Below are 24,263 nucleotides of genomic sequence, written 5' to 3'. Positions count from 1 at the left end.
CCGGTCAGATCAGGGCGGTGGCCTCCGCGAGGGAGAGGCCACCGCCCTCGGCGTACGCGGCCGTGTAGCCGGGGCCGTCCAGGCGCTCGCGGATCCGGGCCTCGGTCAGGTCGGACATCCGGTGCTCCACGCCGGAGGACACATGTCCGGGCGGCAGCACGGCCTGCGCGGCGGCCAGGCAGCGGGCGGCGTCGGCGGCGCGGCCGTCGAGCCGGGCCAGGGCCATCGCCGCCACGGTGAGGCAGATGGAGTCCAGGTGCGGGATGATCGCGCGGGCCAGCGGATCGACGGCGAGCTCCAGCGCCCTGCGCGAGCGGGTCAGCGCCTCCTCGACCCGCCCGTCCAGCGCGTCGACGAAGGCCTCCTGGGCCGCGAGCAGGGCGTCGAAGACGACGAAGTGCGCGATCCGGAACTCCTCGCGCAGCAGCCGGAGCTGCTCGCGGGCCTCGCCGGTGCGGCCGGTGAGGGCGAGCCAGGAGGACAGGAAGAGCCGCGCGGCGGGCATCGCCTCGCTGTGCGTGCCCTGCTGTTCGGCGATGACCTCGCGCAGCATCCGCTCGCCGCGCTCGATGTCGCCCGCCTCCATCAGCACGCTGCCCAGGCGCGAGCGCAGGACGGACACCTGGGCCCGGGCGCCCAGGCGGGCGGCGTACTCGATGGCGGCGCGGTAGTCGGCGGCGGCCTCCTGGTAGGCGCCCTTGCGTTCGTGGGCCTCGCCCCGCGCGGACAGCGCCTCCGCCGCCCCCCACTCGTCGCCGATCCGGCGGTAGATCTCCAGCGCCTCGTCGGCGTCCCGGGCCGCGTCACCGGCCCAGGCGGTGCGGTTGGCGAGCAGGTTGGCGCGCATCTGGAGGGCGCCGGCCAGCTCCCACTCGTAGCCCGGCGTGTCCCGGCAGGTCTGTACGGCGGCCTCGCTGATGGGCAGCAGCCGGTCCACGCCGCCGGTCAGCATCTCGGCGAAGAACCACAGCATCCCCGGGGCGCGGCAGACCTGGGGCAGGCCGGGCTCGTACACCTGCGTCACGACACGCAGCCTCGCCTTGGCCTCCGGGGTCTGCCACAGCTCCAGGTCGGTGTCCATGACGGCCATGTGACTGAGGTGGACACCGCGCCGCGCCTCCAGCAGCACCTCGCCCGCGTACGGCGGCGGGGCGGCGTGCGGGGGCTGCCACACCGGCCGGGCCCGGCGGACCGGCTCGGCGAACGGGTCGGGGCCGAGCGCGATCGCCTCCTGGCACCACAGGCGGACCTCGGTCTCCTGGTTGCGCATCCGCCAGAACCACTGGAGGGACAGCACCAGGCACAGTGCCTCCTGCTCGTCGCGCAGGGCGACGGCGTGCCGCAGGGCGGTGCGCAGGTTCTCGTACTCCAGCTGGAAGCGGTCGATGGCGGCGCGCTGGTCGGGGCCGCGCAGCAGCGGGTCGGTGGTGCGGGCGAGTTCGCGGTAGTAGGTGAGGTGGGCGCGCTGGGCCTCGGCGCGGCCCCCGGTCTCGGCGAGGCGCTCGGCGGCGTACTCGGCGACGGTCTCCAGGAGCCGGTAGCGCATCGCGCCGCCGGCGGCGGGGGCGGCCACCACCAGGGACTTGTCGACCAGGGAGCCGAGGGCGTCCAGCGCGGCGGGGCCGCACACGGCCTCGGCGGCGGCCAGGTCGCAGCCGCCGGCGAAGACCGACAGCCGGGCCAGGACCTCCCGTTCGCCGGCGTCCAGCAGGTCCCAGGACCAGTCCACGACGGCTCTGAGGGTCTGCTGGCGGGGCAGCACGGTCCGGCTGCCGGAGGTGAGCAGCCGGAAGCGGTCGTCGAGGCGGTCGGCTATCTGACGGGGCGTCAGCATGCGCAGCCGGGCCGCGGCCAGCTCGATCGCGAGCGGGAGCCCGTCGAGCCGGCTGCATATCTCGGCGCACGCCTCGGGGTCGTCCCCGATCCTGAAGTCCGGGCGGGCCGCCGCGCCCCGGTCGGCGAGCAGCCGCAGCGCGACCGGCTCGGGCAGCGGCTCCACGGGCCGCACCAGCTCGCCCGGGACGCCGAGGGGTTCGCGGCTGGTGGCGAGGACGGTCAGCTCCGGGCAGCGGGCCAGGAGGCTCTCGGTGAGCCGGGCGGCGGCGTCCACGACGTGCTCGCAGTTGTCGAGGATGATCAGCATCCGGCGCCGGGAGCAGTGCTCCACGAGCCGTTCCAGGGGGTCGTCGTGCCGGTCGGCGACCGCGCGCATGCTCTCGACGCCGGCGCCGTGCAGCACGGTCTCGCGGGCGCCGATCGCGGTGAGCACGGCCTGCGGTACGGCGTCCGGGTCGTCCACGGGGGCCAGCTCGGCGAGCCACGCCCCGTCCTGGAGGGTGTGCCGTACCGCCTCGGCGGCCTCCTGGGAGAGCCGGGTCTTGCCGGCGCCGCCGGGCCCGAGCAGGGTGACCAGGCGGGCGCTGGCGAGATCGGCGCCGATGGCCCGGATGTCGCTCTCCCGGCCGACGAAGGAGGTGAGCCGGGCGGGCAGGTTCCCCTGCCGGGCGGCGGGCGGGTCCGGCCGGGCGGCGGGGGGCGGGACGGCCGGCTCCTCGCGCAGCAGCTCGGCGTGCAGGGCGCGCAGCTCGGGCCCGGGGTCGGAGCCGAGCCGGTCCGTGAGCAGGCGTCGTACGTCCTCGTAGGCGGCGAGCGCCTGGGCCGGGCGGCCGGTGTCGCGCAGGGCGCGCAGCCGCAGCGCCTGGAGCGGCTCGTCCAGCGGGTGGCTGTCGCACAGAGCGGTCAGCTCGGGCAGCGCCCGCTCGGCCTGGCCGAGGGCGAGGGCGGCGGTGTGCCGGCCGCGCTGGGCGTCGAGGCGGCGGGTCTCCCAGCGGGCCGCCTCGCCGGTGCGGTCGGGCAGGTCGGCGAGGGCGGGCCCGCCCCACAGGGCGAGGGCGTCGTCGAGGACGGCGGCGGCCTTGGCCGGGTCGCCGTCGGCGAGGGCGCGCAGGCCGTCGCCGGTCAGCCGGTCGAAGCGGACGAGGTCGATGTCCTCGGGGCCGGCGGCGAGCCGGTAGCCGCCGTCGGCGGAGGCGACGGCCTCGGGGCCGAGGGCCCGCCGGAGCCGGCCGACGAGCGCCTGGAGCGCGCCCGCGGCGTCGGCGGGCGGGTCGGCGCCCCACACCTCGTCCACGAGCACGCCCACGGGCATGGTCCGGCCGGCCCGGAGGGCGAGCACGCTCAGCAGGGCACGCAGCCGTGCCCCGCCGACCGGGACGGCCGTGCCGTCGGGGCGGATTGCCTGGGTGGTGCCGAGCAGCCGATAGCGCACGGGGTCCATTGTCCCCGGAGCGGTCAGCGGGGGTGACGGGGCCTCGGCGGTGTGCCGTCCGGGGCGTCCGGCACAGCGGGGAGGTCCGTGCTGTCCGCGGCGCCGTCGTCCGCGCCGTCATCGTCCGCGGCGCCCTCGTCCGCGGCGTCGAGGACATCGAGGGTGACGAGGACGCCGACGGCCCGGCGGACCCGGTACGGGACCCGCCGGGGCGGCGGCTCCTCGTGGTCGTGGGCGTCGAACCACTTCGGGCAGGCGTCGACGGATCGCAGACCGTGGCCGCCGGGGACCGGCGCCAGGCGGCGCCCGGTGGCGCGAAGGACCACCCCCGTGCCGGGCAGGGGGGCGGGAGGTTCGTCGGCGAGGGGGTCGTGGTGGGCCAGGTACTCCTGGTGCACGAGGTCGATGCCGCGGACCCGCCCGGCGGTTTCGTGGCCGGGGCCGCCGTGGTGCTCCACCAGGGCCCCGGCGCCGTAGTGCTCGCCCGCCGGGTCCTCCCGGTCCGCGGCGACGAGCGGCCAGCGGACCTCGTCCCCGACGGCGAACGGTGTGCCGCAGCACTCCATCTGCCAGTCCGCGTAGAACACCCTCGTCCGTGTCATCCCTTCACCTTCCAGGAACCGGACGGCCACCGCGAGACGTTTTCCCCACACGCCGGCGGCCGGTACGGTCGCAGTCCCTGCCGTCCCGTCCGCACAGGAGTCCGCCCATGACCACCGCCACCACCCGCCACGGCGAGCGACGGGTCAGCCCCGTCTTCGTCGGCATCCTGGCCGTGACGGCGGTGACCGGCTGGGCCACCTGGACCGGGTTCGCCGCGCGGCCCGGCATCGCGGTGTTCCTGTTCGTGACCGCGGCCTGGATCGTCTCCCTGTGCCTGCACGAGTACGCGCACGCGCGCACCGCCCTGCACGGCGGGGACATCACGGTCGGCGCGAAGGGCTACCTCACGCTGAACCCGCTGAAGTACACCCACGCGCTGCTGAGCATCGTGCTGCCCGTGCTGTTCGTGATCATGGGCGGGATCGGCCTGCCGGGCGGCGCCGTCTTCATCGAGCGCAACCGGATCCGCGGGCGCTGGCGGCACAGCCTGATCTCGGCGGCCGGCCCGCTGACGAACGTGCTGTTCGCCGTGGTGTGCACGGCCCCCTTCTGGCTTGACGCCCTGGACGGCGTGCCCGCCGACTTCCGGTACGCGCTGGCGTTCCTCGCGCTGCTCCAGGTGACGGCGGCGATCCTGAACTTCGTGCCGGTGCCGGGCCTGGACGGCTACGGCGTGATCGAGCCCTGGCTGTCGTACGGCGTCAAGCGCCAGGTGGAGCCGTTCGCTCCGTTCGGGCTGCTCTTCGTGTTCGCGCTGCTGTGGCTGCCGTCGGTCAACAGCGCGTTCTTCGACGTGATCGACTCGATCATGCGCGCGCTGGGCGTCGACGACTTCTCCCGGTACTGCGGCGAGACGAGCTACCGCTTCTGGCAGGACACCCCGGAGATCTGCTCGCTCAGCTCGTGACGGAGCCGTCGCGCGCGGCGGCGCTCCTGCCGCGCTTGACGTAGTACCAGGTCATGTTGGAGGACAGGCCGGCCAGCAGCACCCAGACGATCCCCAGCCAGCTGCCCTGGACGAAGGAGACGACGGCGGCGGCCACGGCGAGGACGCAGACGACGAGCGTGTAGAGGGCGATGCGGGGCATGGGGGGCGGCTCCTTGCGGGGGGGGGGACACTGCTACGGCGAACAGTGTCCCCCATCGCCTGCCGGCGCCCGCCCGTGGCTCACACGTCGGTGACGCGGAGCCCGGCGTGCGCCTTGTACCGGCGGTTGACGGAGATCAGGTTCGCGACCAGCGACTCGACCTGGTGGGCGTTGCGCAGCCGGCCCGCGAAGACCCCGCGCATGCCGGGGATGCGCCCGGCCAGCGCCTGCACGGTCTCCACGTCGGCGCGCTCCTCGCCGAGCACCATCACATCGGTGTCGATCTGCTCGATCTCCGGGTCCTGGAGCAGGACGGCCGACAGATGGTGGAAGGCGGCGGTGACCCGGGAGTCCGGCAGCAGGGCGGCGGCCTGCTCGGCGGCGCTGCCCTCCTCCGGCTTGAGGGCGTAGGCGCCCTTCTTGTCGAAGCCGAGCGGGTTGACGCAGTCCACGACGAGCTTGCCGGCCAGTTCCTCGCGCAGCGCCTTCAGGGTGTCGCCGTGGCCGTCCCACGGCACGGCGACGATCACGATGTCGCTGCGGCGCGCGGTCTCGGCGTTGTCGGCGCCCTCGATGCCGTGGCCGAGTTCGTCGGCGGCGGCCCGCGCGCGCTCGGCGGCGCGGGAGCCGATGATCACCTTCTGGCCGGCCCGGGCGAGCCGGTAGGCGAGGCCCTTGCCCTGCGGTCCGGTGCCGCCGAGCACGCCGACGACATGGCCGGAGACGTCGGGCAGGTCCCACGGGTCCTTGGCGGGGGCCTTCTGTGCGCTGTCGGTAGAGGTCATGGCCCGACTCTACGTCCGCCGCCGGGGCGCCACCGGCTCAGGTCAGCCGGTGTACGGACACCCGGCGGAAGGTGATCGTCTCGTAGGTGCCGAAGTCGCCCGTCTCGTAGAGCAGTCCGACCGTGTGCGGGTCGACGCGGACCAGGTCGGAGTAGGCGGCGGGCAGCCCGTCGACGGTGAACACCGGGCGCCAGGTGGTGCCGCCGTCGTGGGAGGCGCGGATCGTCATCAGGGCGCGGACGGCGGGGTCGGCCGGACCGGAGAAGAGGAGCACGTCGGGGTCGCGGAGCTGGAGCACGGCGGCCTCGCAGACCGGTGCGGCGAGCCCCGCCTGCGGCCGGAAGGGCTTGACGAGCGTCTTGCCGCCGTCCGCCGAGTGGGCGTCGGCGCGGTTGCCGGGGGACGGCGAGTCGTTGCGGGTGTTGAGGTAGACGCGGCCGTCGGGGAGTTCGGCGGCGGTGGTCTCGTTGACGTTGACGTAGCCGTCGGTGTTCTCGTCCAGGTAGCCGAGGTACCAGGTCTCGCCGTGGTCGTCGCTGAGCAGGCAGTGCCCGCTGTTGTACTTGGCCTCGGCGCCGGTGTCGGTGCCGGTGGGCGGCACGGTGTGGTTGGCGGGGACGAGGACGCGGCCGGAGGTCAGCTGGAGGGCGTGGCCGGGGGTGGTGGCGTACCAGCGCCAGCCGGCCTTCTTCACCTGCTGGGTGATCTCCCTGGGCGGGGACCAGGTCACGCCGTCGTCGTCGCTGTGCTGCACCCATGTCCGCCGCCCGTCGGCGTCGCTCACCTGGCCGCGCAGGATGGCGGCCTCGGTGGCGGTGGCGGCGGCGCGGACGTGCACCAGCAGGATCCGGCCGGTGTCGAGGACGACGGGGGCGGGGTTGCCGGCGAGGCCGGTGCCGTTGCTCGCGGCCACCTGGAGCGGGCCCCAGGTGCGCCCGCCGTCCGTGGACCGCTTCTGCACGATGTCGATGTGCCCGTGGTCGGCGGCGGATTCGACCCGGCCCTCGCAGAAGGCGAGCAGCGTGCCGGTCCGCGAGGCGACGACGGCCGGGATGCGGAAGCTGGCGTATCCCTCCTGGCCCGCGCGGAAGGGGACGGTCACATCGCTCATGGGGGGCTCCTCGGGGCGGCTGCGGGTGTGAAGTGGCACGCGTTCATGCCCGGGTCGGGCGAATTCAGGGTGAACTCCGCGTCACAAGTCGCCGGTTGCGGCAGGATGCGGTCACATGGACGCCGTACGGGTCGCGTTGCTGCGGGAAGTGCTGGCCGGGACCGAGTGGCTGGGCGCCACCCGGAGGTTCGCGGGGGTGCTGCGCGGCTCGGTGGTGGGGCACGGGGGCGGGCTGCTGCTGATGGGCACGCCGGAGTACGAGCCCTGGCATCTGGCCGCGCATCTGGTGGACGAGGCGGCCTGGTCGGGCACGCCGGAGCTGGCGCCGACGCTGGTGCGGCAGCGGGCGCGGCCGTGCGATCCCGCGCACCTGGCGGTCGGGCCCGGCCGGCTCGCGGCGGCGCGGCGCGGTGAGACCCTGCTGGTCGTGGCGCCCGAGGAGCCCGCGCCGCTGCTGGAGCGGGTGTCCGACGCCCGGCGGGCCGGGGTGACGGTGCTGGCGCTGGGCGCGGGCGGCGGCGAGCTGGCCGCGATGGCGCATGACGCGCTGGCCGTGCCCGAGGGGGCCGAGCTGGACCTGGACACCGTGCAGCACCTGGTCAGCGCGGCGGCCGGGGAGAACGAGGGGGTCCCGCCGCGGGGCCGGCGGGGATTCCGGGACCGGCTGTCCCGGCTGGCGGAGATCGTGACGGCCCCGCCGCCGGCCCCGTGGTGACCGCCCGGCGTGTCGCCGCGCCTCCCGCCGCCGCGGCGGAGGCGCGGCGACACGCCGGGAGGCGGGCCGGGTGGGCGGGGGCGCGGTCAGTCGTCCTCGGTCTTCTGGCCGGCGGCTCCGGCGTCGTGCCAGCGCGGGTCGTTCTCCCACTCCAGATTGCGTTCGGCCGCGGTCTCCATCGCCCGCTGGGCCTCCTGCGGTGAGGCGTACGGTCCGAAGCGGTCCTTGCCCGGACAGTCCGGGCCCTCCTCGACCTTCTTGTGCTCCAGGCAGTAGTACCACTCGCCCGGCTTGCCGGCGGTGTGCTTCTTGAACAAGGCCATGGACAGCTCCTCTCGCCACCGACATGTTCCCCCATGTCCGCTGGTTAGACTCGCTGGCATGTCTGGCCAGTCGCTGCTCGTACCAGGGGAGCTGTCCCCCACCCGTTCGGTCCCCGGAAACATCCGCCGCCCCGCGTACGTCGGAAAGCCCGCGCCGGCGCCGTACACCGGGCCGGAGGTGCAGACCCCCGAGACCGTCGAGGCGATGCGGATCGCCGGCCGGATCGCCGCGCGGGCGATGGCGGAGGCCGCGAAGGCCATCGCGCCCGGGGTCACCACGGACCAGCTGGACAAGATCGCCCACGACTACATGTGCGACCACGGCGCCTACCCGTCCACGCTCGGCTACCGGGGCTTCCCGAAGTCGCTGTGCACGTCGGTCAACGAGGTCATCTGCCACGGCATCCCGGACTCGACGGTCCTCAGGGACGGCGACATCGTCAACCTGGACGTGACGGCGTACATCGGCGGGGTGCACGGCGACAACAACGCGACCTACCTGGTCGGCGAGGTGGACGAGGAGTCGCGGCTGCTGGTGGAGCGCACCCGGGAGTCGCTGAACCGCGCGATCAAGGCCGTGAAGCCCGGCCGGCAGATCAACATCATCGGCCGGGTCATCGAGTCGTACGCCAAGCGCTTCGGCTACGGCGTCGTGCGGGACTTCACCGGTCACGGCATCAACACGTCGTTCCACTCCGGGCTGATCATCCCGCACTACGACAGCCCGCACGCGACGACCGTCATGCAGCCGGGCATGACCTTCACGATCGAGCCGATGCTGACGCTGGGCACCCACGAGTACGACATGTGGGACGACGGCTGGACGGTCGTGACGAAGGACCGCAGGCGGACCGCGCAGTTCGAGCACACGCTGGTGGTGACGGACAGCGGCGCGGAGATCCTGACCCTGCCCTGACCGCCCCGCGCAGCCGCCGAGCCCGCCCTCTGACGGGGGCGGGCTTTCTCTTGTACGCTTTTACCGACACACTGTCGGCAAAGTTACCGACACGGGGTCGACAAAGGCGTTGACTTAGGTAAGCCTTACCTTAGAGGATGTGCTCATGGACTCCTTCTCGTCCCTCATCCGCACCGCGTCGCACGAGCAGCACGTGGAGGCGGAGACCTCGACGTTCATGAGCGATCTGCTCGGCGGCCGGCTCGGCGTGACGGCCTACGCGCGCTACACCGAGCAACTGTGGTTCGTCTACGCGGCCCTGGAGAGCACGGCCGAGCGGCTCGCCTCGGATCCGGTGGCCGGGCCGTTCATCCGGCCCGAGCTGTTCCGGCTGCCCGCGCTGGAGCGCGACCTCGCGCATCTGCGGGGCCCCGGCTGGCGGGCGGACCTCACCGCCCTGCCCGCGACCCGGGCGTACGCGGACCGGGTCCGCGACTGCGCCGAGCGCTGGCCCGGCGGCTATGTCGCCCACCACTACACCCGGTATCTCGGCGACCTCTCCGGCGGCCAGATCATCCGCGACAAGGCGGAGAAGACCTGGGGCTTCACGAGGAAGGGCGACGGCGTCCGCTTCTACGTCTTCGAGGAGATCACCAACCCGGCCGCGTTCAAGCGGGACTACCGGGAACTGCTGGACGCCATCGGCGTGGACGACCTGGAGAAGCAGCGGGTCGTCACCGAGTGCAAGCGGGCGTTCGCCCTGAACACGGACGTCTTCCGGGCCCTGGGCGAGGAGTTCCCCCTGAGCGCGTGACACTCCGGGGCCTCGCCCCGCGAGGGCCCGGCCGGCGCAGGTGTCCCGCGCTCACCGCCGTGCAGCGGGCGTGGCCGGGGGGCGCTGGCCGAGCCACTGTTCGGCGTCCCAGGCGTGGAACCGCTCGATCTCGGTGAACCCGAGCTTCGCCGCGAGGCGCATCGAGCGGACGTTGGCGGTCTGGGTGGTGAGCACCACCGGCTCGCCGGGAAGGGCGCCGTCGAACCAGTCGAGCGCCGCCGCGCACGCCTCGCCGGCGTATCCGGATCCCCACGCCCGCGGCAGGAACAGGTAGCCGAGATCGGCCTTCCCCGCGGCGGCCGGGCGGCGGTGCTCCGTCGCTCTCCTGAGCAGGACCAGGCCGATCATCGACCCGTCGAGCTCGACGACGAAACTCCCGGTCCGCCGCTCGGGCGCCCCGGGCATCTCGCGCTCCAGCTCGTCGCGCGGGCGGGGGCCGCCGAGGTAGGTGTGCACCTCCGGCGACGCCAGCAGCTCGATGAACGCGGCCCGGTCACGGGCCTCGGGCTCCCGGAGGACGAGCCGCTCGGTCCTGATCGGGGGCGGGGGCCAGGCGACGGGTCCGAGTGCGGTCATGCCCGCCACTCAATCAGCGGGCTCGGCGGCGATCAAGACGCGCCGACCGGTCACTCCCGGGGTCTGGCGCTCCAGGACGACCCGGCCGCCGACCTCCACCCACCCGTGCGGCTGGGGCGCGGTGAGGATCTGGGAGCCGCGGCCCTGCGTGATGTTGAGGGCCCGGCCGAGCCGGTCGGTGAGCAGCAGTGCCGCCGCGCCCGTGGCCTCGTCCTCCTCGATGCCGTCGCCGCGGCCGGGGAAGGCGCGGGCCCGGACGCGGCCGGCCGCCTCGTCCTCCCAGGCCCAGGCGTAGATCCACTCCCCCGCCGGCGGCACGTCGAGCGCGTCCACCTCGGCGGCGCTCGGGTACCGGCGCAGGGTGCGCGGCGGCACCCACTCCGCGCGGGCCTCGATCCAGTTGAACTCGCCGTCCAGCCGGGTCCCGACGACCCCGGCGGGGGTGACCAGTTCGGGCACGTCGAGCAGCCAGGCCGTGCCGACGCAGGGGTGGCCGGCGAAGGGCAGGCGCAGGGCGGGCGTGTAGATGTCGATCACGCCGCGCTCGGGGTCGTCCACGAACACGGTCTCGCTGAAGCCCAGTTCGGCCGCCAGCGCCTGCCGGTCGCTGCGCTCGGGCAGCACCGAACCGTCGCGCACGACACCCAGCTCGTTGCCGTGGCCGCCGTCGGGTCCGCAGAAGACGCGGAGTACGTCGTAGTCAGTCACTCGAAAATTGAAACATCGCCGCGCGGGCCAGCGCGTCCCAGGCGGGACCGCCGCCGGGCAGCGGCCAGGTGCGGACGGCCGACGGCTCGTGGGGCAGGCCGGCCAGGACGTCGCCGTAGCCCTTCTCCCGTGCGGCGCTCCCTCGTGCGGCGCTCCCTCGTGCGGCGCCGGAGTGCGCCGCGAGCCGTTCCTCGTGCCGCCGGTGACCCTCGGTCACCGCCGCGGCGTCCCGGCGCCACTCCCGCTCGTCCCTGGCCTCGCCTTCCCCTTCACGGTGGCGGAGGTGGTCCGGATGGGCCGCGCGCCGCACACGGCACCGCCCGCCGAGGACGACCTCGCGGTGGCCGAGGCGCTGGCGTCGACCGAGGTGGCCGGCCTCGCCGCACGGCCGTTCCCGGCGCTCAGCGGCGGCGAGCGGGCCCGGGCCGCCCTCGCCCGGGTGCTCGCCCAGCGCGCGCCCCCGCCGCTGCTCGACGAACCGACCGCCGCGCTGGAGGCGTACGCGGACCGGGCGGCCGTCCTGCGGGCCGGCCGGGTCGCGGCGGACGGCCCGCCGGACCGCGTGTTCACCGAGGGGCTGCTCTCCCGGGTGTACGAGCACCCGGTGGAGGTGTGCGCGCACCCCCGTACCGGCGCGGTCGTCGTGGGCCCGGACCGAGCGCTTTGACCGCCTCTTTGCCGTGCCGTGGAATCGACTTTGAGCCACTGCGATCAAGCCGTGTCCGGGGCCTCCGCGTGAGAGCTGAATCACGGACCGGGGGGGTACGGGTGAGGTAAGCCTCATGTAAGTTAGGGCAGCCTCACCAGACCGCATCCCCGCTTGGAGCCCGCATGCGAGCCGTCCGACTCACCGTCACCGCCGCCGCCACCGCGGCGGCTCTGACCGCCATGGCGGCCTGCACCTCGAAGAGCGATGCCAAGGACGGCGACGCCATCCAGGTCACGGCCGCCGACTCGACGTGCGACACCTCCGCGAAGTCGGTGCCCGCCGGGCACGTCACGCTCAAGATCGAGAACAAGGGCTCCCGGGCGACCGAGGTCGAGATCCTCTTCCCGGACGACCGGATCGTCTCCGAGAAGGAGAACATCGGCCCCGGCACCAAGTACACGCTCACCGCCGAGGTGAAGGCCGGGTCGTACGAGATCGCCTGCCGGCCCGGCATGAAGGGCCGCGGTGTGCGGCAGAAGCTGACCGTGACCGGCGGCGGCGCCACCGCGAAGCGCGACCCGAAGCTGGACAAGGCGGTCGCCGACTACCGCGAGTACGCCCAGGACCAGGCCGACGCCACCGTGCCGCTCGCCGAGACCTTCGCGAAGGCCATCGAGGCCGGCGACCTCGACGCCGCCAAGAAGGCGTACTCCCCCTCGCGCCTCGGCTGGGAGCGCACCGAGCCGATCGCCGAGTCGTTCGGCGACATCGACCCCAAGACCGACACCCGCGCCGACGGCCTGGAGAAGGGCCAGAAGTGGACGGGCTGGCACCGTCTCGAGAAGGCCCTCTGGCAGGACAAGAAGACCGGCGCCGAGGAGAAGGCCCTCGCCGGCCAGCTGGTGACCGACCTGAAGGACTGGCAGAAGCGGGTCGGCAAGGCCGAGATCACCCCGACCTCCATGGCCAACGGCGCCAAGGAGCTGCTCGACGAGGTCGCCACCGGCAAGGTCACCGGCGAGGAGGACCGCTACTCGCACACCGACCTGGTCGACTTCAAGGGCAACGTCGAGGGCGCGCAGAAGGCGTACGAGCTGCTCAAGCCGGTCGCCGCGAAGAACGACGCCGCGCTCACCGGCGAGCTGGACAAGCAGTTCGCCGCGCTGGACCGCGTGCTGGACAAGTACCGCCCGGACAAGACCTCCTACGACTTCGTCTCCTACGACAAGGTCACCAAGGAGCAGCGCAAGGAGCTGTCGGACGCGGTGAACGCCCTCGCCGAGCCGCTGTCCAAGCTGGCCGCGGCGGTCGTGAAGTAACGACGGCAGAGAGGGCACAGCGATGACCGAGAACCACAGCGGCGGCACCTCGCGCCGGGCCCTGCTCGGCTGGGGCGGGGCCGGGCTCGCGCTCGGCGCCGCCGTGGCCGGCGGCGCGGTCGCGATGGCCGAGGCGGGCGGCGACCTGGACCCGGCGGCCGAGACGGGCGGCGCGGTCGCGTTCCACGGCGCCCACCAGGCGGGCATAGCCACGCCGGTCCAGGACCGGCTGCACTTCGCCGCGTTCGACGTGAAGACCGACGACCGCGAGGAGTTCGTCCAGCTGCTGAAGGACTGGACGGCGGCGGCCCGGCGGCTGACCGCCGGCCGGGCCGTCGGCGACGGCGCCTACGGCGGGCTCGCCGAGGCGCCGCCGGACGACACCGGCGAGGCCCTCGGCCTCCAGCCCTCCCGGCTGACCCTCACCCTCGGCTTCGGGCCCTCCTTCTTCGAGAAGTTCGGCCTGGCGGACCGGCGCCCCGACGCCCTGGCCGACCTGCCGCAGTTCCCCGGCGACAACCTGGACCGGACCCGCACCGGCGGCGACCTGTGCGTCCAGGCCTGCGCCGACGACCCGCAGGTCGCCGTGCACGCCATCCGCAACCTGGCCCGCATCGGCTTCGGCAAGGTCGCCATCCGCTGGTCCCAGCTCGGCTTCGGCAAGACCTCCTCCACCACTCCGGACGCGCAGACCCCGCGCAACCTCATGGGCTTCAAGGACGGCACCCGCAACATCGCGGGCACCGAGACCGAGCGGCTGAAGAAGTTCGTGTGGGTGGGCGACGGGGACGGCGACGCCGGGTCGGCCTGGATGACCGGCGGGTCGTACCTGGTCGCCCGCCGCATCCGGATGAACATCGAGACCTGGGACCGCACCTCGCTGCAGGAGCAGGAGGACGTGTTCGGCCGGGACAAGCGCGAGGGCGCCCCGGTCGGCAGGGCCAAGGAGCACGACGCGCCGTTCCTGAAGGCGATGAAGCCGGACGCGCACGTGCGGCTCGCGCATCCGGACTCCAACGGCGGGGCGACCATCCTGCGCCGCGGCTACTCCTTCACCGACGGCACCGACGGCCTCGGCCGCCTCGACGCGGGCCTGTTCTTCCTCGCCTACCAGCGGGACGTGCGCAAGGGGTTCATCCCGCTCCAGCGCAGGCTGTCGGCGCAGGACGCGCTCAACGAGTACATCCAGCACGTGGGTTCGGCGGTCTTCGCGGTACCCCCCGGCGTCCGGGACTCCGGCGACTGGTGGGGCCGCACGCTGTTCTCGAAGGAGGCGTAGCCCGTGTTCTCCAACTACCTGATCGGCCTGCGCGAGGGGCTCGAGGCGTCGCTCGTCGTCTGCATCCTCATCGCCTACCTGGTCAAGACCGGCCGCAGGGAGGCCCTGCGGCCGATCTGGATGGGCGTCGGCATCGCCATCGCCATCGCGATGGGCTTCGGCTGCGCCCTGGAGTTCGGCTCCCAGGAGATGACGTTCCAGGCGCAGGAGGCGCTCGGCGGCTCCCTGTCGATCGTCGCCGTGGGCCTGGTCACCTGGATGGTGTTCTGGATGCGGCGCACCGCCCGGCACCTGAAGGCGGAGCTGCACGGCAAGCTGGACGCGGCCCTCGCCCTGGGCACCGGCGCGCTGGTCGCCACCGCGTTCCTGGCCGTCGGCCGGGAGGGCCTGGAGACCGCCCTGTTCGTGTGGGCGTCGGTGCACGCGGCCTCCGACGGCACCCCGCGCCCGCTGGTCGGCGTGGCGCTGGGCCTGGCCACCGCGGTCCTGCTGGGCTGGCTGTTCTACCGCGGCGCCCTGAAGATCAACCTGGCCAAGTTCTTCACCTGGACCGGCGGGATGCTGGTCGTGGTCGCGGCGGGCGTCCTGGCGTACGGCTTCCACGACCTCCAGGAGGCCGACTGGATCCCGGGCCTGACGAACCTCGCGTTCGACATCAGCGGCACCATCCCGCCGGACAGCTGGTACGGCACCCTGCTGAAGGGCGTGTTCAACTTCCAGCCTGATCCGACGGTCGTCCAGATCACGGTGTGGGCGCTGTATCTGGTCCCGGTGCTCGCGCTGTTCCTCTCCCCGGTAGGGTTCGCCTCCGGAAAGGGGAAGGTGAAGGAGCCCGATGACCAGGGAACGCAGCCGTCGACGGCTTCGCAGGCCTGACCGGAACACCCTCATAGCGGCCGTGCTGACGGCTTTGTCGCTGACGGCGAGCGGCTGCGTGGTGGTGCACGGGGAACGCGCGGTGCTCCCGGCCGCCACCCGTGCCGAGGCCGCCAGGGCGCTCACCGCGTTCACGGACGCCTACAACGAGGCCGACAAGGCGTACGACAGCTCCGTGGACGCGCCCTACGTCACCGGTCCCCTCGCCGACATCGACTCCGCCCGGCTGAAGGCCGGGCACGTCAACAGCCCGTCCGGGAACGCGAACCACACCCCGCTGAAGCTGACGGACGCGAAGTTCGCCATCCCCGCGAAGGCGGGCTGGCCCCGCTGGTTCGTCGCCGACGCCAAGGGCGACAAGGGCGGCGACTACCGCTGGGTGATGGTGTTCACCCGGGGCAGCCTCGGCGAGCGGTGGCAGGTGGCCTATCTGACGCTCATGGCGCCCGGGGCGGTGCCCGAGTTCAGGACGGACGAGGACGGCTGGGCCGAGGCCGTGCCCGCCGACTCCGCCCGGCTGGCCGTCCGCCCGGACGCGTTGAGCAAGGCGTACGCGGCGTACCTGAAGAACGGCGGGGAGACCTTCGCCGACGGCCGGGACACCAGCAAGCTGCGCGCCGGCCGTGTGAAGGAGGCCAAGAAGCCCGGTCTGGTCCGGCAGTTCATCGACGAGCCGCTCACCCACGGCGACTACGCGCCGCTGGCCCTGCGCACGGCGGACGGCGGGGCGCTGGTGTTCTTCACCACGCACCACTACGAGAAGCAGACCGCCTACACCGGCGCCACCGTGCCGATCCCGAACAGGGACGTGCGGGCCCTGACCAAGGGCGAGGTGAAGCAGTCCCTGACGCTGGAGTCGATCGCCAACGAGGCCGCCCTGGACCCGCCGGGCAGCGGCCCGGTGCGCCTGCTGGGCCGGGTCCAGGGCCTGACGTCCGCCCAGGGCGAGTAGGCCGGTCGGCGCGGGCGGTCAGCGCCGCAGGGGCCAGGCCGGATGCTGGGGGCCGGACTCGCCGTCCGCGTGGCGGGCGCAGGCGTCGGTGAGCGCCTCCAGCAGGGTCAGCGGGTCGGGCAGCTGGTGCTCGGGGCCGCGCACCCAGCGCATCCGCCGGTCGTCGTCGCCGGGCAGCCGGGCGGGCGGTACGAGGACGTAGGAGCCCCGGCAGTGCCAGCGCAGGCCCGGATGCTCGTCCATGGTCTCGGGGCGGCAGTCCAGCTCGCAGGGCCACCACTCGTCCTCGTCCTCGGGGGTGCCGCGGGTGAGGGTGAAGAACAGCAGGCGCCCTTCGTCGCTCTCGGCGACCGGGCCCACCTCGACGCCGGTGTCGAGCAGCCGGTCCAGGGCCTCGCGGCCGGCCGCGAGGGGCACGTCCAGGACGTCGTGCACCATGCCGGTGGCGGTGATGAAGTTCGCCTGCGGCTGGTGCCGGGCCCAGCGCTCGATCTGGGCGCGGTCGGTGGTGGACTGCGTCTGCCAGGCGAAGGACACCGGGTGCCGGGCGGGGATGGGACAGCCTATGCGGTCGCAGGAGCAGCGGTAGCCGGCGACGGGGTGCGCGGCGGGAGCGAGCGGCAGGCCCGCTCCGGCGGCGGCGAGCAGCAGCGCCTCACGGCCGGCGTCGTCGGCGGAGGTCTCCTTCGGCCGGCGTCCGCGCAGCCACTGGGAGAGCCTGCCCTGCCGGCCGGGCCGGTCGCCGAACGTGCCGCTCATCTATCGCCTCAGTCTGGTGGTCGCCTCGCTGGTGTGCGGACAGCATGCCTTATCGTCCCATCTTCTCGTGCTTCGGGGGGTCCGGGGACGGTTCCGGCGGAACGGACGAGACGTGCCTCACAGCCGGCGGCGCCGGGCGGGCGGGGCGCGGTTCAGCGGGGTGCGATGCCGTGCAGCGCGTAGTCGACCAGGGTGTCGGTGTACGCGTAGGAGATCGGTCCGGTCCGTTGCAGCCAGCGCTGTGCGAGGGGGGAGAAGAGCAGTTCGAGGGCGATCCGGGGATCGACGTCGTCCCGTACCGCACCGGTGTCCTGGGCCGAGCGCAGGCGGCAGACGTGCAGCTGGAGCTGCGGTTCGAGGAGCTTGGCCACGGCGGCCCGCAGCACGGCCTTGAGGTCGGCGGCCAGGTCACCGGTGTCCGTAACAAGCGCCGGCGCCGGCTACGACACGGAGTCGTACGGCGGCCAGGCGTCGCCCCAGTCGGCGTCCCGGGCCGCCTTGTACAGCTCGCCGTGCCGCTTGGTGACGGTCGTGCGGCGCAGCTGCTCGTCGGCCTCGCACAGATCGAGGAGCACCTGGCCCTTGCGGATCTGCGGACGCCTGACCACCCGGGCGGGGGCGGGCTCGGCGGGCAGCCGGGTGGCGGCGACGTAGGCGAACTTCTCGTCCTCGTACGCCAGCGAGCCGCCCTTGACCTGGCGGTGCAGGGAGGAACGGCCGACCCGGGCGGAGAAGTGGCACCAGTCGGTGCCGGGCATGATGGGGCAGGCGGCGCTGTGCGGGCAGGGCGCGGCGATCCGGAAGCCGGCCCGGACCAGCCGGTCGCGGGCCTCGATGACGCGGTCGTAGCCGGCCGGGGTGCCGGCCTCGACGATCACGACGGTCCGCGCGGCGCCCGCCGCGGCGTCGACGAGGGCGGCGCGCGCGGCCTCGGGCAGTTCGTTGAGGACGTACGACACCGTGACCAGGTCGGCGGGGTCCAGGGTGAGGTCGGCGCCGATCCGGGCGCGCTGCCAGCGGGCGGCCGTCAGGGCGGGGTTGGCGGCGGCCAGTTCCCGGCCGAGGGCGAGGGCGGGTTCGGCCCAGTCCAGCACGGTGACGCCGCGCTCGCCCGGCCAGGTCGCGGTGACGGCCCAGGTGGCGGCTCCGGTGCCGCCGCCGACGTCGACATGGCTGCCGGGCGTCCAGCCGGGCAGGGCGTCCGCGAGGGCGGCCAGCGCCGAGCGGACCGCCTCGAAGGTGGCGGGCATGCGGTAGGCGGCGTACGCGGCGACGTCGGCGCGGTCGCGGAGGATCGGCGCGTGGGTGGGGGTGTCGCCGCGGTAGTTGGCGATCAGCCGGTCCACCGCTGCGGCCACCGCCGTGGGGGGCAGGCCGTCGAGCAGCCCGGCCAGTGCGGCGCGGAGGTTGGCGGCCGGGGAGGCGGGGTCGTTCACCTGGCGATTCTAAGGCGCTGCGCGCGGGTGCCGGCCTGCTGGGGGCCGGGGCTCAGATCACCGCTCGGGCCAGGCGCGTCGCCAGTGCCGCCCGGGGCCGGCTGTCCGGTGCGCGGCGGCGCGGGTGGACCGTGTTGGCCAGCAGGATCAGGAAGGTGTCGGTCGCCGGGTCCAGGACCAGCGAGGTGCCGGTGAAGCCGGTGTGGCCCGCGGCGCCGTGGCCCGCCAGCTCGCCCATGAACCACGGCTGGTCCAGGGCGAAGCCGAGGCCGGGCGGGGTGAAGAGCAGCTCCACGAAGTCGGGGCCGAGGATGCGCGCGGGCCCGTAGGAGCCGCCCGAGAGCAGGGCGCGGCAGAAGACGGCCAGGTCGGGCGCGGTGGAGAAGAGGCCGGCGTGCCCGGCTGTCCCGCCGAGCGCCCAGGCGTTCTCGTCGTGCACCACGCCCCGCAGCATGCCCCGGTCGGCCTTGGCCCACGGCCGCCGCTGGTCCTCGGTGGCGGCGGCGCCCGGGCAGGGGCCGAAGGCGGTGGCGGTCATGCCGAGCGGCCGGGTGATGCCGTCCTGGACGAGGACGTCGAGGGTGCGTCCGGTGATGCGCTCAAGGACGTACTGGAGCAGGAGCATGTTCAGGTCCGAGTACCCGTGGGCGCCGGGCTCGGCGGCCGGTGCCTCGGCGCGCAGCAGGCTCAGCCGGGCCGCGTCGTCCGCGCAGTCGTACAGCGGGAGTTCCGGGCGCAGTCCGGAGGTGTGGGTGAGCAGCTGCCGGACCGTGATGCCGTAGACGGCGGCGGCGTGGAAGTCGGGCAGGTAGTCGCCGACGCGGGCGTCGATGCCGAGGGTGCCGCGCTCGATCTGCTGGACGGCGACGACGGAGGTGAACAGTTTGGTGAGGGAGGCCAGGTCGAAGGGGGTGGCGACGGTGACCGGGACCCGGGCGGCGGCCGGCAGCTCGACACCGGTGTCGGTCTCGGGGTCGTAGGAGGCGTAGCGCACCGCCCAGCCCGTGGCCTCGGCCACGGCGATGACGGGGCCGCGTCCGGCCAGCACGACGGCCCCGGCCGCCCAGGGGCGGTCGCCGGCGGTGAGGGCGCGCGCCTCGGCGACCAGCCGGGCGGTGGCGACGGGGTCGAACCCGGCCCGCTCCGGCGTGCCGGCGCGCAGTCTCGGTGCGCTCAGCTCTGGTCTCCCTCCGCCCCGGCACGGGCGGCCGCCCGTGCCGTCCAGGGACGGCACAGTCCCACGAAGCAGGCCGTCGCGACCAGTGCTCCGGCCAGCTGGACGAGGGCCATGGGTACGGCGGTGTGCTCGCCGGCGACGCCGACCAGCGGGGAGGCGACCGCGCCGACGAGGAAGGAGGAGGTGCCGAGCAGCGCCGAGGCGGAGCCGGCGGCGTGCCGGGTGCGCAGCAGGGCGAGGGACTGGGCGTTGGGCAGGGTGATGCCCATCGCGGACATGAGGACGAACAGGGCGGTGGCGACGGGGACGAGGCCGGCCTCGCCGAACACGCCGGAGGCCATCAGCAGCAGGGCGGTCGAGGCGAGCACGATCACGGCCAGGCCGACCGCGAGGACCTTGTCCAGGCTGACCCGGCCGACGAGCACCTTGCCGTTGATCTGCCCGGCGATCATCAGACCGACCGAGTTGACGCCGAACAGCAGGCTGAAGGTCTGCGGGGAGGCGCCGTAGATCTCCTGGATCACGAACGGGGAGGCGGATATGTAGGCGAAGAGCGCGGCGAAGGCGAAGCCGCCGGCCAGGGTGTAGCCGGTGAAGGGCAGGTCGGCGAGGAGGCCGCGCATCGTGCGCAGCGCCTGGCCGAATCCGCCGGCGTGCCGGTCGGCGGGCGCGAGCGTCTCGGGCAGCCGGCGCCAGACGACGGCGGCGAGCAGGGCTCCGACGGCCGTGAGGACCACGAACACGCCCCGCCAGTCGGTCACCCGCAGGATCTGTCCGCCGATCAGCGGGGCCACGACGGGGGCGACCCCGGAGATCAGCATCAGGGTGGAGAAGAAGCGGGCCATGGCCACCCCGTCGTACAGGTCGCGTACGACGGCCCGGGCGATGACGATGCCGGCCGCTCCCGCGAGTCCCTGGAGCAGCCGGAAGGCGACCAGCGTCTCGACGTTCGGCGCGAAGGCGCACAGGGCGGTGGCGAGCAGGTAGACGGCGAGGCCGGACAGGAGCGGGCGGCGGCGGCCCCAGCGGTCGCTCATCGGGCCCACGACCAGCTGCCCGAGCGCCATGCCGGCGAGGCAGGAGGTGAGGGTGAGCTGGACGGTGGCGGCGGGGGCGTGCAGGGCGTGGGTGACCTCCGGCAGCGAGGGGAGGTACATGTCCATGGCGAGCGGGGGTGTGGCGGTGAGGCCGCCGAGGACGAGGGTGACGAGCACGCCGGTACGGCGGGTCGCGGCCGGGTGCCGGGCGGTGGGCATGCGGTCCGTCTCCGGTGTCGGCGCCGCCGCGGGCTCGGTCATGTGCCCCTCCCTCTCGTTCTGGACCGCCCCTATGTTCTCAGTTCGCACACACTGCCGGGGCACACATGGGCGAGGAGGGGCCACCCTCGCCGGGTAACCGTATGGCGGACAACGGATTCCACATCCCGGACTCGCGGCCTAGGCTGCGGAACCATGACTGACAGCCAATCCAAGATCGCGGTGGTGACCGGGGCCGGCTCCGGCATCGGGCGGGCCGTCGCCGTGGAGCTGCTGCGGGCCGGCTGGTCCGTGGCGCTGGCCGGCCGGCGCACCGAGCCGCTGGAGCGGACGGCGGCACTGGTACCGGAGGCGGCCTCGCTCGCCCTGGCCGCCGACGTCTCCCGGCCGGCGGACGTGACGGCGCTGTTCGCGGCGGCCGTGGACCGGTTCGGCCGGGTCGACCTGCTGTTCAACAACGCGGGGACCTTCGGGCCCGGCGGGGTCCCGGTCGAGGAACTCCCCTACGACGCCTGGCGGCACGTGGTGGACACCAACCTCAACGGGGCGTTCCTGTGCGCCCAGGCGGCCTACCGGCAGATGAAGGAGCAGGACCCGCAGGGCGGCCGGATCATCAACAACGGCTCCGTCTCGGCCCACGCGCCCCGCCCGCACTCGGTGGCCTACACCGCGACCAAGCACGCCCTGACCGGGCTGACCAAGTCGCTGTCCCTGGACGGCCGGCCGTACCGGATCGCGGTCGGGCAGCTCGACATCGGCAACGCGGCCACCGACATGACGACCCGGATGCAGACGGGCGCGCTCCAGGCGAACGGGGAAGTAGCCCCGGAACCGGTCATGGACGTGGCCGATGTCGCGCGCACGGTACGGCACATGGCCGAGCTGCCGCTGGAGGCGAACGTGCAGTTCGCGACGGTGCTGGCGACGACGATGCCGTACATCGGACGGGGCTGAGCCGCACCCGCGGGCCGCTACAAACGGAATTTCAACATCCGTGGTATTGCGGCCCGTCGCGGGCGTATGCTCAACTTTCCTCCACCAGAGCTTCACAGTTGGAGCACACGGGTTCCGTGGCCATCGCGAGGGGGGGGCGGCGGCGGCCGTTCCACCGGACCGGAGTCGGGGGTGGACCTCGCGGCGGACCGCGAGGTGCGCACCGGTCGGTGGAACGGCCGCCGCCCAGACGTCGTACGGCGCGCTCAGTGCCGGCGCCGGCGTCCGCCCTGCGGCCTCTCGGCCCCGTCGGCGGGCCCCGCCACCGTCCGCGCCCGGCGCCGGCGCAGCGCCCAGGCACCGGCTCCCAGCACCGCGAGCGCCCCGGCGGCGCCCTCCGCGAACCGCCACCCCGAGCCGTCCCCGCCGGGGGCCGAGCCGGGTGCGCCGGCCGCCGCCCGTACGGCCTTCCGCCCGGGCGCCGGGCTCGCGCTCGCCCCGCCCTCGCTGAGCGGTTCGACCAGCGTGCCCACGGCCTGGGCCGAGCGCCCGTGGGTGAAGCCCCAGTCGAGCAGCGCGGCGGTGTGCTCGTAGACGGCGTTGCCGCCGGACTCGGGATGCATCACCGTGACCAGCAGGGTGCGTCCGCCGCGGGTGGCCGCGCCGGTGAAGGTGTTGCCGGCGTGGCTGGTGTAGCCGTTCTTGACGCCGATGAGGCCGTCGTACGTCTTCAGGCCCCATGCCCCGGTCAGCAGCCGGTCGGTGTTCTGGATCTGGAAGGTCTTCTTGCCGCCCGCCGGGAAGTCGGCGGTCCGCGTGCCGCAGTAGCCGCGGAAGTCGGCGTCCTTCAGCCCCTGGCGGCCGAAGAGCGTGAGGTCGTACGCCGAGGAGAGCTGCCCCTTGTGGTCGAAGCCGTCGGGGCTGACCACATGGGTGTCAAGGGCCTGCAGATCCGCGGCCCTGGCCTGCATCTCGGCGACCGTCTCGGCGATGCCGCCGTTCATGTGGGACAGCACGTGCACGGCGTCGTTGCCGGAGCGCAGGAAGACGCCCTGCCACAACTGCTCGACGGTGTAGGTGATCCCGGGCTTGATCCCGACGAGGCTGGAGCCGGCCGGGACGTCGGCGAGATCGGCGTCGGTGACCCGGTACCGCTCGGTGCGGTCGAACTTCTTCAGCACGGTGTCCGCGAACAGCATCTTCAGCGTGGACGCGGGAGCGAGCCGCCGGTGCGCGTTGAACGAGGCGAGGATCTCCCCGCTCGCGCAGTCCGCGACCAGCCAGGAGCGGGCGGTGAGCTTCTCGGGCGGTCCGGAGGCGCCGCGCACCTGGACACCGGTGCGGGCCAGACGCTCACCGCCGACGACGGTGGCGGTGGCCGCGGCGGCCTCGGACGGCGGGAGGGCGGCGGACAGGGGGAGGGCGGCGGCCGTCAGCCCGAGGACGGCACGCCGGCTGAGCCGGGAACTTTCACGCACCTGGGGACCGTACACCGCGTCGAGCAGGGGATTCGCCAGCGGAGGACCGGTACGGCGTGGAATTTGCCGCGCCATGTATATCCGATGAGCCACCGGGCTGCTCGGCGCCAAGTCCGCGCCCGCGGTAACCGCCAAAGCCCCCCGGGGACCGCCGTGTTCGGTACGCTCCCCCGCCCCGCCACGCCCGCCTGATCAGGTCCCCGCGGTCACGCCTGCCCCGTCTCGAACCGGGAGATCCGCCCGTCGTTCTCGACCGTGAAGGACCACGTGGTGCGCATCTCGCCGTAGGTGTCGTTGCTGTAGCGGGCGAGGAGGGTGCGCCCGCCGTTCGACTCCCGGTCCACGTCCATGTGCCCGCGGGTCTGGAAGATCTCCCGGTCGATCCACTCGGCGAGGTCCCGGTCGGCCCCGTCGTCGGCCATGGTCGCGCCCGGCGCGAGCAGGGACAGGAAGCCCTCGCGGTCGTGCGCGTTGACGGCGTTGACGAAGGCCCGGACGGCCTCGTCACGGAGCTTGGCTGGCTGAATCGTCATGCCGTCAGGCTCACACCGCTCCCCCGGCCCCGCCACCCGAACGGCAGCCAGGACAAGCCTGGCGGGACGGGCGGTGCGAGGGTGGTCCCGGGGAAGGGAACCCACCCTCCCGCCTGTTCCGTGTGCCCGTCTGCCGGGGAGTCACCGTGAGCTGTTTCGACCGACGTGATCTGGGCCTGCTGCTGCTCCGGCTGGGCACCGGCGGAGTGCTCGCGGCACACGGCACGCAGAAGCTGTTCGGCTGGTTCGGCGGGCACGGGCTCGCGGGCACCGGCCAGTTCATGGAGTCCGTCGGCTACACGCCGGGCAGGGCGAGCGCGACGGCGGCGGGCCTGGCGGAGACGGGCGGCGGCGCGCTGCTCGCGCTCGGTTTCGCGACCCCGGCGGCGGGCGCGGCGGCGGCCGGCGCGATGGCCGGGGCGGCGGCGGTCCACCTGCCCAACGGCTTCTTCGCCCAGGAGGGCGGCTACGAGTACGCGGCGAGCCTCGGCCTGGCCGCGGCCGGCCTCGCGGTCACCGGCCCCGGCCGGCTCTCCCTCGACCATGCCCTCGGCCACGTCCTCGACCGCGGCTGGATGGTCCCGGCGGCCCTCGGCGTGACAGCGGCGGCAACGGCCCTGGTCGTGGGCACACGCAACCGGCGGGTACGGCTCCAGGCGGAGGGGGAGCAGGAGGTGTTGTTCGAGGGGTGAGGCGGTGCGGCCGGTCA

At 74.0% G+C, this 24,263-nt stretch carries 25 protein-coding genes and 1 pseudogene; 11 read left to right on the top strand and 15 right to left on the bottom strand.

The features are described 5' to 3' along the window. Window positions 1-4 precede the first annotated feature (4 nt). Together ACF073_RS14530 and ACF073_RS14525 are read right to left on the bottom strand one after the other, a co-directional pair. Entirely contained in the window at window positions 5-3,277 is a 3,273-nt protein-coding gene (locus ACF073_RS14530; protein ID WP_392069749.1) for a BTAD domain-containing putative transcriptional regulator, read from the bottom strand. Window positions 3,278-3,291: 14 nt separating this feature from the next. After that, a complete protein-coding gene (locus ACF073_RS14525) occupies window positions 3,292-3,870 on the bottom strand; it encodes a DUF6578 domain-containing protein (protein ID WP_392069748.1) in 579 nt (192 codons plus the stop codon). A gap of 107 nt (window positions 3,871-3,977) precedes the next feature. Here ACF073_RS14525 and ACF073_RS14520 point away from each other — a divergent pair, with 107 nt between their 5' ends. Further along, window positions 3,978-4,778 carry a site-2 protease family protein gene (locus tag ACF073_RS14520; RefSeq protein WP_392069746.1) on the top strand — a complete coding sequence of 267 codons (801 nt, stop codon included), beginning with the start codon at window positions 3,978-3,980 and terminating at the stop codon, window positions 4,776-4,778. Here the strand turns inward: ACF073_RS14520 and ACF073_RS14515 are convergent. From ACF073_RS14515 to ACF073_RS14505, 3 genes are all read right to left on the bottom strand, one after another. Beyond that, window positions 4,768-4,959, bottom strand: coding sequence for a hypothetical protein (locus tag ACF073_RS14515; RefSeq protein WP_392069743.1), 192 nt, complete (start codon window positions 4,957-4,959; stop codon window positions 4,768-4,770). The genes ACF073_RS14520 and ACF073_RS14515 overlap by 11 nt on opposite strands. A gap of 80 nt (window positions 4,960-5,039) precedes the next feature. Next, window positions 5,040-5,744, bottom strand: a complete 705-nt coding sequence (gene npdG / locus ACF073_RS14510) for an NADPH-dependent F420 reductase (protein WP_392069742.1) — start codon at window positions 5,742-5,744, stop codon at window positions 5,040-5,042. 37 nt (window positions 5,745-5,781) lie between these two features. Next, the gene (locus tag ACF073_RS14505) at window positions 5,782-6,855 is read right to left on the bottom strand and encodes an exo-alpha-sialidase (RefSeq protein ID WP_392069740.1); all 1,074 of its coding nucleotides are present in this window, start codon (window positions 6,853-6,855) and stop codon (window positions 5,782-5,784) included. Window positions 6,856-6,970: 115 nt separating this feature from the next. On the opposite strand from ACF073_RS14505, the gene ACF073_RS14500 reads away from it, so the two are divergent. Continuing rightward, window positions 6,971-7,570, top strand: coding sequence for a hypothetical protein (locus ACF073_RS14500; RefSeq protein WP_392069739.1), 600 nt, complete (start codon window positions 6,971-6,973; stop codon window positions 7,568-7,570). A gap of 86 nt (window positions 7,571-7,656) precedes the next feature. Here ACF073_RS14500 and ACF073_RS14495 read toward each other — a convergent pair whose 3' ends face one another. Next, complete coding sequence (locus ACF073_RS14495) at window positions 7,657-7,893, bottom strand: hypothetical protein (protein ID WP_392069737.1); 237 nt, start codon at window positions 7,891-7,893, stop codon at window positions 7,657-7,659. Window positions 7,894-7,951: 58 nt separating this feature from the next. Here ACF073_RS14495 and map point away from each other — a divergent pair, with 58 nt between their 5' ends. Both map and ACF073_RS14485 read left to right on the top strand, forming a co-directional pair. After that, complete coding sequence (gene map, locus ACF073_RS14490) at window positions 7,952-8,809, top strand: type I methionyl aminopeptidase (protein WP_392069735.1); 858 nt, start codon at window positions 7,952-7,954, stop codon at window positions 8,807-8,809. Between the two features lie 145 nt (window positions 8,810-8,954). Then, window positions 8,955-9,602 carry a heme oxygenase (biliverdin-producing) gene (locus ACF073_RS14485; protein ID WP_392069733.1) on the top strand — a complete coding sequence of 216 codons (648 nt, stop codon included), beginning with the start codon at window positions 8,955-8,957 and terminating at the stop codon, window positions 9,600-9,602. Between the two features lie 51 nt (window positions 9,603-9,653). Here ACF073_RS14485 and ACF073_RS14480 read toward each other — a convergent pair whose 3' ends face one another. Both ACF073_RS14480 and ACF073_RS14475 read right to left on the bottom strand, forming a co-directional pair. After that, window positions 9,654-10,199 (bottom strand): GNAT family N-acetyltransferase, encoded by a 546-nt coding sequence (locus ACF073_RS14480; RefSeq protein ID WP_392069731.1) that lies wholly within the window; start codon window positions 10,197-10,199, stop codon window positions 9,654-9,656. Window positions 10,200-10,208: 9 nt separating this feature from the next. Next, complete coding sequence (locus tag ACF073_RS14475; protein ID WP_392069729.1) at window positions 10,209-10,907, bottom strand: PhzF family phenazine biosynthesis protein; 699 nt, start codon at window positions 10,905-10,907, stop codon at window positions 10,209-10,211. 7 nt (window positions 10,908-10,914) lie between these two features. Between ACF073_RS14475 and ACF073_RS14470 the strand changes: the two genes are divergently transcribed. From ACF073_RS14470 to ACF073_RS14450, 5 genes are all read left to right on the top strand, one after another. Continuing rightward, window positions 10,915-11,574 carry an ATP-binding cassette domain-containing protein gene (locus tag ACF073_RS14470; RefSeq protein ID WP_392069726.1) on the top strand — a complete coding sequence of 220 codons (660 nt, stop codon included), beginning with the start codon at window positions 10,915-10,917 and terminating at the stop codon, window positions 11,572-11,574. A 164-nt stretch (window positions 11,575-11,738) separates the two neighbouring features. Then, complete coding sequence (efeO, locus tag ACF073_RS14465; RefSeq protein WP_392069724.1) at window positions 11,739-12,875, top strand: iron uptake system protein EfeO; 1,137 nt, start codon at window positions 11,739-11,741, stop codon at window positions 12,873-12,875. Window positions 12,876-12,897: 22 nt separating this feature from the next. After that, window positions 12,898-14,154, top strand: coding sequence for an iron uptake transporter deferrochelatase/peroxidase subunit (efeB, locus tag ACF073_RS14460; RefSeq protein WP_392069722.1), 1,257 nt, complete (start codon window positions 12,898-12,900; stop codon window positions 14,152-14,154). A gap of 3 nt (window positions 14,155-14,157) precedes the next feature. Then, complete coding sequence (gene efeU / locus ACF073_RS14455) at window positions 14,158-15,030, top strand: iron uptake transporter permease EfeU (protein ID WP_392069720.1); 873 nt, start codon at window positions 14,158-14,160, stop codon at window positions 15,028-15,030. Further along, window positions 14,990-15,982, top strand: coding sequence for a hypothetical protein (locus ACF073_RS14450; RefSeq protein ID WP_392069719.1), 993 nt, complete (start codon window positions 14,990-14,992; stop codon window positions 15,980-15,982). Before efeU ends, ACF073_RS14450 begins: the two co-directional genes overlap by 41 nt. Window positions 15,983-16,000: 18 nt before the next feature. Here the strand turns inward: ACF073_RS14450 and ACF073_RS14445 are convergent, their stop codons facing one another. The 5 genes and pseudogenes from ACF073_RS14445 to ACF073_RS14425 all read right to left on the bottom strand — a co-directional run bounded on the left by ACF073_RS14445 (window position 16,001) and on the right by ACF073_RS14425 (window position 20,652). After that, entirely contained in the window at window positions 16,001-16,741 is a 741-nt protein-coding gene (locus ACF073_RS14445) for a bifunctional DNA primase/polymerase (protein WP_392069718.1), read from the bottom strand. 152 nt (window positions 16,742-16,893) lie between these two features. Continuing rightward, window positions 16,894-17,169, bottom strand: a pseudogene (locus tag ACF073_RS14440) (TetR-like C-terminal domain-containing protein); the annotation flags it as partial. Window positions 17,170-17,181: 12 nt separating this feature from the next. Next, complete coding sequence (locus ACF073_RS14435; RefSeq protein ID WP_392069716.1) at window positions 17,182-18,177, bottom strand: small ribosomal subunit Rsm22 family protein; 996 nt, start codon at window positions 18,175-18,177, stop codon at window positions 17,182-17,184. A gap of 52 nt (window positions 18,178-18,229) precedes the next feature. Next, on the bottom strand, window positions 18,230-19,411 hold the full coding sequence (locus ACF073_RS14430) for a serine hydrolase domain-containing protein (protein WP_392069714.1): 1,182 nt from the start codon (window positions 19,409-19,411) through the stop codon (window positions 18,230-18,232). Then, complete coding sequence (locus tag ACF073_RS14425) at window positions 19,351-20,652, bottom strand: multidrug effflux MFS transporter (protein WP_392069713.1); 1,302 nt, start codon at window positions 20,650-20,652, stop codon at window positions 19,351-19,353. The genes ACF073_RS14430 and ACF073_RS14425 overlap by 61 nt, the downstream gene beginning before the upstream one ends. A 153-nt stretch (window positions 20,653-20,805) precedes the next feature. Between ACF073_RS14425 and ACF073_RS14420 the strand changes: the two genes are divergently transcribed. Continuing rightward, a complete protein-coding gene (locus tag ACF073_RS14420; protein ID WP_392069711.1) occupies window positions 20,806-21,564 on the top strand; it encodes an SDR family oxidoreductase in 759 nt (252 codons plus the stop codon). 245 nt (window positions 21,565-21,809) lie between these two features. On the opposite strand, the gene ACF073_RS14415 is transcribed toward ACF073_RS14420, so the two are convergent. Beyond that, on the bottom strand, window positions 21,810-23,021 hold the full coding sequence (locus ACF073_RS14415) for a D-alanyl-D-alanine carboxypeptidase family protein (protein WP_392069710.1): 1,212 nt from the start codon (window positions 23,019-23,021) through the stop codon (window positions 21,810-21,812). Between the two features lie 206 nt (window positions 23,022-23,227). Further along, the gene (locus ACF073_RS14410; protein ID WP_392069708.1) at window positions 23,228-23,554 is read right to left on the bottom strand and encodes a nuclear transport factor 2 family protein; all 327 of its coding nucleotides are present in this window, start codon (window positions 23,552-23,554) and stop codon (window positions 23,228-23,230) included. Window positions 23,555-23,700: 146 nt separating this feature from the next. Between ACF073_RS14410 and ACF073_RS14405 the strand changes: the two genes are divergently transcribed. Next, complete coding sequence (locus ACF073_RS14405) at window positions 23,701-24,246, top strand: DoxX family protein (protein WP_392069706.1); 546 nt, start codon at window positions 23,701-23,703, stop codon at window positions 24,244-24,246. Window positions 24,247-24,263: the final 17 nt, after the last annotated feature.

Source organism: Streptomyces sp. NPDC015171, assembly GCF_043079545.1.
Taxonomy (GTDB): Bacteria; Actinomycetota; Actinomycetes; order Streptomycetales; family Streptomycetaceae; genus Streptomyces.
The sequence above is the reverse complement of the archived record's forward strand: the minus strand, read 5'-3'. Positions and strand labels throughout refer to the sequence as shown.

Excerpts from the sequence above, each read along its gene's own strand:
- npdG (WP_392069742.1), bottom strand. The coding sequence starts at position 5,744 with ATGACCTCTACCGACAGCGCACAGAAGGCCCCCGCCAAGGACCCGTGG.
- ACF073_RS14485 (WP_392069733.1), top strand. The coding sequence starts at position 8,955 with ATGGACTCCTTCTCGTCCCTCATCCGCACCGCGTCGCACGAGCAGCAC.
- ACF073_RS14525 (WP_392069748.1), bottom strand. The coding sequence starts at position 3,870 with ATGACACGGACGAGGGTGTTCTACGCGGACTGGCAGATGGAGTGCTGC.
- map (WP_392069735.1), top strand. The coding sequence starts at position 7,952 with ATGTCTGGCCAGTCGCTGCTCGTACCAGGGGAGCTGTCCCCCACCCGT.
- ACF073_RS14505 (WP_392069740.1), bottom strand. The coding sequence starts at position 6,855 with ATGAGCGATGTGACCGTCCCCTTCCGCGCGGGCCAGGAGGGATACGCC.
- efeB (WP_392069722.1), top strand. The coding sequence starts at position 12,898 with ATGACCGAGAACCACAGCGGCGGCACCTCGCGCCGGGCCCTGCTCGGC.
- ACF073_RS14500 (WP_392069739.1), top strand. The coding sequence starts at position 6,971 with ATGGACGCCGTACGGGTCGCGTTGCTGCGGGAAGTGCTGGCCGGGACC.
- ACF073_RS14420 (WP_392069711.1), top strand. The coding sequence starts at position 20,806 with ATGACTGACAGCCAATCCAAGATCGCGGTGGTGACCGGGGCCGGCTCC.
- ACF073_RS14520 (WP_392069746.1), top strand. The coding sequence starts at position 3,978 with ATGACCACCGCCACCACCCGCCACGGCGAGCGACGGGTCAGCCCCGTC.
- ACF073_RS14450 (WP_392069719.1), top strand. The coding sequence starts at position 14,990 with ATGACCAGGGAACGCAGCCGTCGACGGCTTCGCAGGCCTGACCGGAAC.
- ACF073_RS14515 (WP_392069743.1), bottom strand. The coding sequence starts at position 4,959 with ATGCCCCGCATCGCCCTCTACACGCTCGTCGTCTGCGTCCTCGCCGTG.
- ACF073_RS14410 (WP_392069708.1), bottom strand. The coding sequence starts at position 23,554 with ATGACGATTCAGCCAGCCAAGCTCCGTGACGAGGCCGTCCGGGCCTTC.
- ACF073_RS14480 (WP_392069731.1), bottom strand. The coding sequence starts at position 10,199 with ATGACCGCACTCGGACCCGTCGCCTGGCCCCCGCCCCCGATCAGGACC.
- efeO (WP_392069724.1), top strand. The coding sequence starts at position 11,739 with ATGCGAGCCGTCCGACTCACCGTCACCGCCGCCGCCACCGCGGCGGCT.
- ACF073_RS14495 (WP_392069737.1), bottom strand. The coding sequence starts at position 7,893 with ATGGCCTTGTTCAAGAAGCACACCGCCGGCAAGCCGGGCGAGTGGTAC.
- ACF073_RS14425 (WP_392069713.1), bottom strand. The coding sequence starts at position 20,652 with ATGACCGAGCCCGCGGCGGCGCCGACACCGGAGACGGACCGCATGCCC.
- ACF073_RS14530 (WP_392069749.1), bottom strand. The coding sequence starts at position 3,277 with ATGGACCCCGTGCGCTATCGGCTGCTCGGCACCACCCAGGCAATCCGC.
- ACF073_RS14445 (WP_392069718.1), bottom strand. The coding sequence starts at position 16,741 with ATGAGCGGCACGTTCGGCGACCGGCCCGGCCGGCAGGGCAGGCTCTCC.